General features: G+C 70.7%; 7 protein-coding genes and 4 pseudogenes. 6 read left to right on the forward strand and 5 right to left on the reverse strand.

Going from position 1 to position 9,684, the window contains the following annotated elements; genetic code table 11:
* Positions 1-54 precede the first annotated feature (54 nt).
* Complete coding sequence (locus VIW71_RS03700) at positions 55-738, reverse strand: potassium channel family protein (protein ID WP_331620482.1); 684 nt, start codon at positions 736-738, stop codon at positions 55-57.
* Entirely contained in the window at positions 735-1,403 is a 669-nt protein-coding gene (locus VIW71_RS03705) for a potassium channel family protein (RefSeq protein WP_331620483.1), read from the reverse strand. Before VIW71_RS03705 ends, VIW71_RS03700 begins: the two co-directional genes overlap by 4 nt.
* Positions 1,404-1,666: 263 nt before the next feature.
* Here VIW71_RS03705 and VIW71_RS03710 point away from each other — a divergent pair, with 263 nt between their 5' ends.
* From VIW71_RS03710 to VIW71_RS03725, 4 genes and pseudogenes are all read left to right on the forward strand, one after another.
* The gene (locus VIW71_RS03710; RefSeq protein ID WP_331620484.1) at positions 1,667-3,733 is read left to right on the forward strand and encodes an APC family permease; all 2,067 of its coding nucleotides are present in this window, start codon (positions 1,667-1,669) and stop codon (positions 3,731-3,733) included.
* Positions 3,734-3,925: 192 nt separating this feature from the next.
* Complete coding sequence (locus VIW71_RS03715) at positions 3,926-5,254, forward strand: class I SAM-dependent RNA methyltransferase (RefSeq protein WP_331620485.1); 1,329 nt, start codon at positions 3,926-3,928, stop codon at positions 5,252-5,254.
* Between the two features lie 191 nt (positions 5,255-5,445).
* Positions 5,446-6,474, forward strand: a pseudogene (locus VIW71_RS03720) (FAD-dependent oxidoreductase); the annotation flags it as partial.
* The gene (locus VIW71_RS03725; RefSeq protein WP_331620486.1) at positions 6,471-7,256 is read left to right on the forward strand and encodes a 2Fe-2S iron-sulfur cluster-binding protein; all 786 of its coding nucleotides are present in this window, start codon (positions 6,471-6,473) and stop codon (positions 7,254-7,256) included. The pseudogene VIW71_RS03720 and the gene VIW71_RS03725, both read left to right, overlap by 4 nt.
* Before the next feature lie 88 nt (positions 7,257-7,344).
* On the opposite strand, the gene VIW71_RS03730 is transcribed toward VIW71_RS03725, so the two are convergent.
* Positions 7,345-7,509, reverse strand: coding sequence for a hypothetical protein (locus tag VIW71_RS03730; protein ID WP_331620487.1), 165 nt, complete (start codon positions 7,507-7,509; stop codon positions 7,345-7,347).
* 138 nt (positions 7,510-7,647) lie between these two features.
* On the opposite strand from VIW71_RS03730, the pseudogene VIW71_RS03735 reads away from it, so the two are divergent.
* Positions 7,648-7,845 (forward strand): annotated as a pseudogene (locus tag VIW71_RS03735) (serine dehydratase beta chain); the annotation flags it as partial.
* 281 nt (positions 7,846-8,126) lie between these two features.
* On the opposite strand, the gene VIW71_RS03740 reads toward VIW71_RS03735, so the two are convergent.
* A complete protein-coding gene (locus tag VIW71_RS03740; protein ID WP_331620488.1) occupies positions 8,127-8,408 on the reverse strand; it encodes a hypothetical protein in 282 nt (93 codons plus the stop codon).
* Between the two features lie 544 nt (positions 8,409-8,952).
* A pseudogene (locus tag VIW71_RS03745) lies at positions 8,953-9,396 on the reverse strand (beta-ketoacyl-ACP synthase); the annotation flags it as partial.
* Positions 9,397-9,598: 202 nt separating this feature from the next.
* On the opposite strand from VIW71_RS03745, the pseudogene VIW71_RS03750 reads away from it, so the two are divergent.
* Positions 9,599-9,684: pseudogene (locus tag VIW71_RS03750) on the forward strand (TetR/AcrR family transcriptional regulator); the annotation flags it as partial.

Genomic DNA, 9,684 nt, shown 5'->3' on the forward strand with positions numbered 1-9,684 from the left:
CCCGGCAACCGTACGGTTGCCGGGGCCGCGGCACGACGGGGACGGCTCGTCCCACTACTCCTCGGCGGAGTCCGAGCCGTCCTGCACGGAGAGCAGATCCTCCAGTTGCTCCTCGCGGTGCGGCGCGGCCACGAACAGCAGTTCGTCCCCGGCCTCCAGGGCGTCGTCCTTCGACGGCGTCAGCACCCGGTTGCCGCGGATGATCGTGACCAGCGACGTGTCGACGGGCCATGCCACATCGCCCACCCGGGTGCCGACCAGGCCGGCCTCCTGCGGCAGGGTCAGCTCCACCAGGTTCGCGTCACCCTGGCTGAACCGGAGCAGCCGTACCAGGTCGCCGACGCTCACTGCCTCCTCGACCAGCGCCGACATCAGCCGCGGGGTGGACACGGCCACGTCCACGCCCCAGGACTCGTTGAACAGCCACTCGTTCTTCGGGTTGTTCACCCGGGCGACCACGCGCGGCACCCCGTACTCCGTCTTGGCCAGCAGCGACACGACAAGGTTCACCTTGTCGTCGCCGGTCGCGGCGATCACGACGTTGCAGCGCTGGAGCGCGGCCTCGTCCAGTGAGGTGATCTCGCAGGCGTCGGCGAGCAGCCACTCGGCCTGCGGGACCCGCTCCACCGAGATGGAGGTGGGGTTCTTGTCGATGAGCAGCACCTCGTGCCCGTTCTCCAGCAGCTCGCCCGCGATCGATCTGCCGACCGCACCGGCCCCGGCGATGGCGACCCTCATGACTGCGTCTCCTCGGGTCCCTTGGCGAACGCCGCCTCCACCTCGGCGATCGCGTCGGTGCGCATCATCACGTGCACCAGATCGCCTTCCTGCAGCACGGTCTGGGAGGTCGGCAGCATCGCCTCGCCGAGCCGGGTGAGGAACGCCACCCGTACGCCGGTCTCCTCCTGGAGCTGGCTGATCTTGTGCCCGATCCAGGCGGGGGAGGCGTGCACCTCGGCGAGCTGCACGCCGCCGCTGGGATCGCGCCACAGCGGCTCCGCGCCCGAGGGCAGCAGCCGGCGCAGCATCTGGTCGGCGGTCCACCGCACGGTCGCCACGGTGGGGATGCCGAGGCGCTGGTAGACCTCGGCGCGCCGCGGGTCGTAGATCCGGGCGGCCACGTTCTCGATGCCGAACATCTCGCGTGCCACCCGCGCCGCGATGATGTTGGAGTTGTCGCCGCTGCTGACGGCTGCGAAGGCGCCCGCCTCCTCGATTCCGGCCTCGCGCAGCGTGTCCTGGTCGAACCCGACTCCGGTCACCCGCCGCCCGCCGAACCCGGAACCGAGCCGGCGGAACGCCGTCTGGTCCTGGTCGATCACCGCGACCGTATGACCTTGCTGTTCGAGGGAGTGGGCGAGAGTGGAACCCACTCGCCCGCATCCCATAATCACGACGTGCACGACCGTCCTTCCGGCTGTCAACTTTTCCGACTGAGACCCCAAAAGCCGACTCCGGCCGTTCTCAGCGTCTCAGACCGCGGCCAAAGCTACACACGCGCGCCGCGGTGCGGGAGGTTGCGCCGCGGGCGTCTCACATGTCCGCCACACATCCGCGCCTCGTGCGTGCGCCACACCCGTCCGCCTGGTATCTCCCCGCCTCCCCGCGCCACATTCCCCTCGGCAGTGGGGCACCGCACAGATGGGCGATCCCTTACGATCGCGGGGTGTCCAAACTGACCGACCTGCCGAAACGCATTCTGATCGGCCGGGCGCTGCGCAGCGACAGGCTGGGCGAGACGCTGCTCCCCAAGCGGCTCGCGCTCCCGGTCTTCGCGTCCGACCCGCTGTCCTCGGTGGCGTACGCGCCGGGCGAGGTGCTGCTGGTCCTGTCGATCGCGGGAGCCTCGGCGTACCGCTTCAGCCCGTGGATCGCGGTCGCCGTCGTTGTGCTGATGTTCACGGTGGTCGCCTCCTACCGGCAGAACGTGCACGCCTACCCCTCCGGCGGTGGTGACTACGAGGTCGCCACCACCAACCTGGGGCCCAGGGCCGGGCTCACCGTCGCCAGCGCCCTGCTGGTCGACTACGTGCTCACGGTCGCGGTGTCGGTCGCCTCGGGCATCGAGAACCTGGGCTCCGCCGTGCCGTTCTTCGTCACGCACAAGGTGCTGGGCGCGGTCGGCATGATCGTACTGCTGATGCTGATGAACCTGCGCGGCGTACGCGAGTCGGGCTCGATCTTCGCCATCCCGACGTACGCCTTCGTCTTCGGCGTCTTCTGCATGATCGGGTGGGGCATCCTCAAGATCGCCACCGGGCACGAGATGCATGCGCCGACGGCGGACTACACCATCCACGCCGAGTCCGCCGGGATCGGCGGCTTCGCGCTGATCTTCCTGCTGCTGCGGTCGTTCTCCTCCGGCTGCGCGGCGCTCACCGGCGTGGAGGCGATCAGCAACGGCGTACCGGCGTTCAAGAAGCCCAAGTCCAAGAACGCGGCCACCACGCTGGCCGCGATGGGTCTGCTGGCCGTCACCATGTTCTGCGGGATCATCGCGCTGGCCATGAACACCGACGTGCGGATGGCCGAGAACCCGGCCGTGGACCTGCTGGACCACGGCAGGCCGGTCGGCGCCGGCTTCACCCAGGATCCGGTGATCGCGCAGGTCGCCGAGGCGGTCTTCGGCCACAACTCGGTGCCGTTCATCTTCCTGGCCGCGGTGACCGCCCTCGTGCTGTTCCTGGCCGCCAACACCGCCTACAACGGCTTCCCGGTGCTCGGCTCGATCCTCGCGCAGGACCGCTACCTGCCGCGTCAGCTCCACACCCGCGGCGACCGGCTGGCCTTCTCCAACGGCATCGTGCTGCTGGCCGGGTTCGCCGCCGTCCTGGTCTTCATCTACGGCGCCGACTCCACCCGGCTGATCCAGCTCTACATCGTCGGCGTCTTCGTCTCCTTCACGCTCAGCCAGACCGGCATGGTCCGGCACTGGAACCGCCACCTGCGCACCGCGACCGACCAGTCCAAGCGCCGCCACATGATCCGCTCCCGCGCGATCAACGCCTTCGGCGCGTTCTTCACCGGCCTGGTGCTGGTGATCGTGCTACTGACCAAGTTCACCCACGGCGCCTGGGTCGCGGTGCTGGGCATGGTGATCTTCTACGCCACCATGACCGCGATCCGCCGCCACTACACCCGGGTCGCGGACGAGATCGCGGCCGGGGACGAGCCGGGCGACGACTACGTACTGCCGTCCCGCGTGCACTCCATCGTGCTGGTCTCCAAACTGCACAAGCCCACGCTGCGGGCCCTGTCGTACGCCAAGCTGATGCGCTCCGACACCTTGGAGGCGCTCAGCATCAACGTCGACCCCGAGGACACCAAGGCGCTGCAGGCCGACTGGCAGCGCCGCGGCATCGACGTGTCGCTGAAGGTCCTCGACTCGCCCTACCGCGAGATCACCCGGCCGATCGTCGACTACGTCAAGGGCCTGCGCCGCGACAGCCCGCGCGACGTGGTGAGCGTCTACATCCCGGAGTACGTCGTCGGCCACTGGTACGAGCACGTGCTGCACAACCAGAGCGCTCTGCGGCTCAAGGGCCGGCTGCTGTTCACCCCCGGTGTGATGGTCACTTCGGTGCCGTGGCAACTGGAGTCCTCCGAGGTGGCCAAGGCGCGTGCCCGGCGCCGGGCGGACTGGAGCGCGCCCGGGGCGATCCGCCGCGGCCCGGTGGGCACGCCGCGGCCGGCCTCACACGAACACAGCGCGCAGGGCACCGAGCAGCGGTGAGGGGTGGGGCCGCGCGGCGGTGACGGTCGCCTGCGCCCGGCGGCGACGGTCGGGCCGCAGGGCGGTCAGGGGCCGTCCCGGCCGGACGTGCGGGCCGCCGTGGCGACGTAGACTGGTCGGCTGTCGCCGAAAGGGCGCCCGGAAGGGCGGTCACCCGCGCGTCCCCTCACCACACCCAGGAGCAGCTCCGCCATGCAGACCGAACCCGCCCCCTCACTGGTGGGCCGCGAGTACGAGGTCGAGGTCGGCCCGGTGGCGCACGGCGGCCACTGCGTCGCCCGTACGGAAGCCGGCCAGGTGCTGTTCGTGCGGCACGCACTGCCCGGCGAGCTGGTGGTCGCCCGGGTCACCGAGGGCGAGCAGGACGCGCGGTTCCTGCGGGCCGACGCCGTGCGGGTCCTGAGCCCGTCCAAGGACCGGGTGGAAGCGCCGTGCCCGTTCTCGGGGCCCGGCCGCTGCGGTGGCTGCGACTGGCAGCACGCGGCACCCGGCGCGCAGCGCCGCCTGAAGGCCGCGGTGATCGCCGAGCAGCTCGCCCGGCTGGCCGGGCTGACCCCCGAGGAGGCCGGCTGGGACGGCACCGTCGCGCCTGCCCCCGGCGACAAGGTCGCCAAGGGCGAGGTCCCGGCATGGCGGACCCGTGTGCAGTACGCGATCGATACCGAGGGCCGCGCGGGCCTGCGCAAGCACCGCTCGCACGAGGTCCAGGTGATCGACCACTGCATGATCGCCGCCCCGGGGGTCAGCGAGCTGGGTGTCGAAGCCCGGACCTGGCCGCAGATCGCCGCCGTCGAGGCCATCGCCGCCACCGGCTCGAACGACCGGCAGGTCATCCTCACCCCGCGGCCCGGTGGGCGACTGCCGATCGTAGAACTCGACCGGCCCGTCTCGGTACAGCGGATCGGTGAACGCGACCACGCCGTGCACCGCGTCCACGGCCGCCCCTTCGTCCGTGAGCGGGCCGCGGGCCGCACCTGGCGGGTCGGGGACGGCGGCTTCTGGCAGGTCCACCCCAAGGCCGCCGACCTCCTGGTCGAGGCCGTCATGCGGGGCCTGATGCCCCGCAAGGGCGACATGGCCCTCGACCTGTACTGCGGTGTCGGCCTCTTCGCCGGGGCGCTGGCCGAACGCGTCGGCGAGCGGGGGGCCGTACTCGGCATCGAATCCGACAAGCGCGCGGTCGAGGACGCCCGGCACAACCTCCAGGACCTCGACCGGGTCCGCGTCGAGCAGGGCAAGGTCGAGCAGGTCCTGCCGCGGACCGGCATCACCGGGGTCGACCTGGTCGTCCTCGACCCGCCACGGGCCGGTGCGGGCCGCCCCGCCGTCCGCCACGTCGCCTCCCTCGCCCCGCGCCGCATCGCCTACGTCGCCTGCGACCCGGCCGCTCTCGCCCGCGACCTGGCCTGGTTCGCGGAGGACGGCTACCGCCCGGTGCGGCTGAGCGCCTTCGACCTCTTCCCCTTCACGCATCATGTGGAGTGCGTCGCGGTCCTTGAACCGGCCGTGAAGGGCTCCTGACCTGCGATTTTGCTCGTGCGCATGACGTGCGGTGCGGACGTTACGGGCGATGAACACTTGGCCGCACGCTTCAACGAGATCCTCGCTCCGGACGGGTTGGAGCTCTACCCGACCGAGTACCCGAGCGCCGCGGACCGTACTGGCTCAACTGGGGCGGGCACGTCTACGCCGACGGGAACTCCGCGACAGCATGGTTGCTGAACGACACCGGCGTGGACTCGGTGCCCGTGCCCGGCTCACTGGCCGGGCTGTCGATGAACGGCAAGCTGCTGCTCAAGGGCCGGGTGGAGAGCTATCCATTCCGTATCCCGATGCCCTGGTCGGCACGGGTCGGCATGGTCAAGGCGGGCGCCAAAGTCGCGCTGCAGGTGGCGCGTTACGCCCGTATCGTCCAGCGGCGGCCGGGTGAGGACGAGGCCCAGCGCCAGCAGCGGATCTACGACTTCATGAACGACCGCTCCTTCAAGGACTTCATCGGTGACCTGCCCGAGGCCGCCGAGGCCCTGTTCAAGCCCACGGTGACCCGCTCCGCCGCCGACATCGACCAGCTCTCCGCCGGAGCCGGCGTCGGCTACTTCAGCCTGGCGTGGAACATCGGCAGCGGCCTCTCGCAGAGCATCCTCGGCGGCCCGTCCACGCTCACTGAGTCGATCGCCGTGGCGCTGGGCGAGCGCGTGCGCCTCGACGCGCCGGTCAACGAGATCGTGCAGAAGAAGGACTCCGTCGTCGTGCACTTCCAGGAGAGCGGCGTGCAGCGGGAGGTGGAGGCCCGCTGCGTCGTGCTCGCCACCCCGGCGACCGTGGCACACCGCGTCGCCGTCGACCTGGATGACGACGTCCGCGACGCCCTCTCCCAGGTCGTCTACGGCCCCTACGTCAGCGCCGCGTTCCTGACCAACGAGACCGGCCGGCAGGTGTGGGGCGACGCTTACGCCATCGCCACCCCGAAGCGCTCCTTCAACGTCGTGCTCAAATTGTCCAACGTCGCCCGCGGCTACGAGTCCGAACGGCGCCCCGGCAGCAGCCTCATGACGTTCTCTCCCGGCAGTCTGGCACGCGAGCTGCTGGAGCACGACGACGACACCATCTGGTTCAACGTCCTGCGCGACACCGTCGACTACGAGGTGCTCGCCGTCTACCGGCCCGACGAGCCACGCCCCGAGTTCCCCGACCCACGTGATGTCCACCAGCCCGCCGAACCGGCCGGAGGGAACCGATGACCGACCAGGAATTCCGGCTGCCGCACGGGGGCCGCATCGACCGCAACGCCGTGCTGCGGTTCACCGTCGACGGGCGGGAGCTGACCGGGCACCCCGGTGACACCGTCGCCTCGGTGATGCTGGCGAGCGGGCTCGTCGAGGTCGCCCCGTCGATCTACCGCGGCCGCCCGCGTGGCATCACCGCCGCCGGTGTCGAGGAGCCCAACGCCCTGTTGCAGATCGACGGCCCGCATGCGGAGGGGATGCTGCCCGCGACGACGGTAGAGCTGTACGACGGCCTGTGCGCCACGACGCTGTCCGGGATGAGCCGGCTCGACCCGACCCCCGACCCCGCCGTCTACGACAAGAAGTACGTACACACCGACGTCCTGGTCGTCGGCGCCGGGCCGGCCGGGCTCGCGGCCGCCGCCGCTGCCACCGGCTCCGGCGCCCGCGTGATCGTCGTCGACGACCAGCCCGAGCCCGGCGGTTCGCTCCTCTCCGGGCGCACCGAGACGGTCGGCGCGCAGACCGCCCTCGACTGGGTCGCCGAAGTGCGCGCAGCACTCGACGCAGCCCCGAGGCCGTCGTCCTGCAGCGCACCACGGCGTTCGGCTCGTAGGACGACAACTATGTGCTGGCCCTGCAGCGGCGCACCGACCACCTCGGAGCCGACGCCCCCGACCCGTCCGAAGGCGTCTCGCGTCAGCGGCTGTGGCACATACGGGCCCGCCAGGTGGTCCTGGCGACCGGCGCCCACGAGCGTCCGCTGGTCTTCGCCGGCAACGACCGGCCCGGGGTGATGCTCGCCGCGGCCGTGCGTTCGTACCTCAACCGATACGCCGTGGCTCCGGGCTCGCGGGCCGTGGTGAGCACGACCAACGACAGCGCCTACGACACGGTCGCCGATCTCCACGCCGCCGGGATCGACATCGCCGCGGTCGTGGACGCGCGCCCCGAACTGTCCCACCGGGCCGCCGAGGTCGCCGTGGCGACCGGGGTGCGGGTGCTGACGGGCAGTGCGGTGGTCGGCACCGCGGGCGGCGGTCGGCTCACCGGCGTCACCGTCCAGGCCCTCGACGACGGCGGTCGGCTCACCGGTGACCCGGCGTCGTTCGACTGCGACCTGCTCGCCGTCTCGGGCGGGTGGAGCCCGGTGGTGCACCTGCACAGCCAGCGCCAGGGCCGGCTGCGCTGGGACGAGGACCTGGTGTCGGGATCGGCCCTTCCTCCTCCCACACGGTGGGGCCGATGCGGGCGGCCCGGCGCTTCGTCAGGCTCCTGGACAGTGAGGGCTTCCTGCCCTCCGTCAGCCGAGTGCGGGCCGAACTGTTCGGTTCGCTCGGCGCGACCGGCCACGGGCACGGCTCGGACAAGGCAGTCGTGCTCGGCCCGTTCCTGCCCAGCTTCAAGGGCGCCAAGCCCTACCACCAGGCACGCGACCGCGGCGTCAGGGCTGGCACCCTGTTGCACTGCTCTCCGCCGTGTACGCATGGGTGGTCAGCGCGTTCCTGCGCCGCCGTGCAGCGTTCCCTGGTCCGGCGACAAGGCGCCGTGGGCGGCCGACGCAGTCGCGCGTCCCGTCAGGAGTGTCGAGCGGCCTGGTCGCGTCGTCGGCCGTCAGGCTCCCGCCTGGCCGCCTGCTCGCCGACTTGGCTGGCGGCACTGCGCGGTCACGGTGGTTCGTGGAGGACCAGCCGGGCGCTGCGTGCCACCTCTTCCGCCACCGCGGCGTCCTGTGCCGAGAGCTTCTCCAGACCGTGAGCGAGCGCCCGAATGAAGTGGGCCAGGGCTGGCGCCCCTGATTCCAGGAGGGTCAGCCGGGCTTCCAGGCCGTGCGGGTCTGCTCCCGCGCCGGGAGCGGTCAGAGAGGGTGTGACGTCCGGTTCACGGGAGTGAACCTCCAGCTGGACATGGGGAGCCTGCTCTGCTGCGCGGCGATTCATTGAGGTCATCGCAGTCTCCTGTCTCGGAGCGTGTCAATTCCGCATGTGTCGCGCACCGCGCGCGGGAGGCGAAGAGCAAGGCCCCCCAGCACCATGTCGTTGCGGCATACCCTTCGTGCCGGAGTTCTCCACGACGGACCAACGCCAAGGGGGGCGTCTGGTGGGCGTGTTGAGCGAGCTGGACAGAGGTCAGCCGCACCGTGGACGGTTGTTGTCAGTCCGGCGATGAGGACTCTCATCCGCGTTGCCTCTTGTTCGGTGTGGCGCTCCTCCGCAGAGCCGGGCAGCGCTGTGGCGTCCTGGCAGCGGCGGGATCACCTCTGTGCCGCCGTCGAGGATCACGACCAGCAGCTCACCTCCAGCGAAGTGCTGCAGCGCAGCCGCGAGCCCGACGGCATACGGGCGCAGGGCCACCGGGGTGCACCGGCACCGGCCACTGGCCACTGGCCGAAGGCGAATCTGCGCCGGACTTCGAAGACGGCCAGGGCGTTACGACGCGCTGGATCGTGTCGTCCCTCGTGCTCCGGGCGCCGTCACACGTGAAATGTGCAGGTTAGGGGGTACGGAATGCCAGCACCACGTTATGGCCGCCGAAACCGAAAGAATTGTTCAGTGCGGCGATCGTGCCGCCGGGCAAAGGCCGGGGCACATCCCGGACAACGTCGGCGTTGACCTCGGGGTCGAGATGGTCGAGGTTGATGGTTGGCGGGGCGAGCCGGTTGTGCAACGCGAGCACGGTGGCGATCGTCTCAACACCCCCGGCTCCTCCCAGGATGTGGCCGGTCATGGACTTGGTGGCAGACACTGCGAAGTGGTCGGTGTCCTCGCCGAAGACTGCGCGAAGGCCCTTGAGCTCGGGAAGATCGCCCTGAGGAGTCGAGGTGGCATGCGCGTTGACGTGCACGATCTCGACTGGTTTGAGGTCGCCTGAGTCCATCAGGTTTTCGAGGGCAGCGGTGATGCCGCGTCCCGTCGGCTCCGGCTGGGTGATGTGGTGACCGTGCGGATCGCGCTCGAGCGAGGCTTGTTGTAACCAAGGGGCAGCGGGCAACGCGGAGTTGCTCGGGGCGATTGCACAGTCCGATGGTCTTGGCGTGGCGTGGCGTGGCGTGGCGTGGCGTGGCGCTGGCGGCTGCGGCTACGACAAGAGCGCTGCTCTCTTTCTTTCGCGCTGCTCTCTGTCGTGGCAGACTGGGCCGATGAGCGTGATCCGAGGGGTCAGGGAACGAGCCCGTGTCGAAGTCACCGCGGCCATCAAGGACGAGGCCAGACGCCAGCTGGCCGC

The organism is Streptomyces sp. (assembly GCF_036524955.1).
Lineage (GTDB): Bacteria > Actinomycetota > Actinomycetes > Streptomycetales > Streptomycetaceae > Actinacidiphila.

Bases quoted from the DNA above. Each gene is read 5' to 3' on its own strand.
- VIW71_RS03700 (WP_331620482.1), bottom strand. From the start codon at position 738: ATGAGGGTCGCCATCGCCGGGGCCGGTGCGGTCGGCAGATCGATCGCG.
- VIW71_RS03740 (WP_331620488.1), bottom strand. From the start codon at position 8,408: ATGACCTCAATGAATCGCCGCGCAGCAGAGCAGGCTCCCCATGTCCAG.
- VIW71_RS03725 (WP_331620486.1), top strand. From the start codon at position 6,471: ATGACCGACCAGGAATTCCGGCTGCCGCACGGGGGCCGCATCGACCGC.
- VIW71_RS03715 (WP_331620485.1), top strand. From the start codon at position 3,926: ATGCAGACCGAACCCGCCCCCTCACTGGTGGGCCGCGAGTACGAGGTC.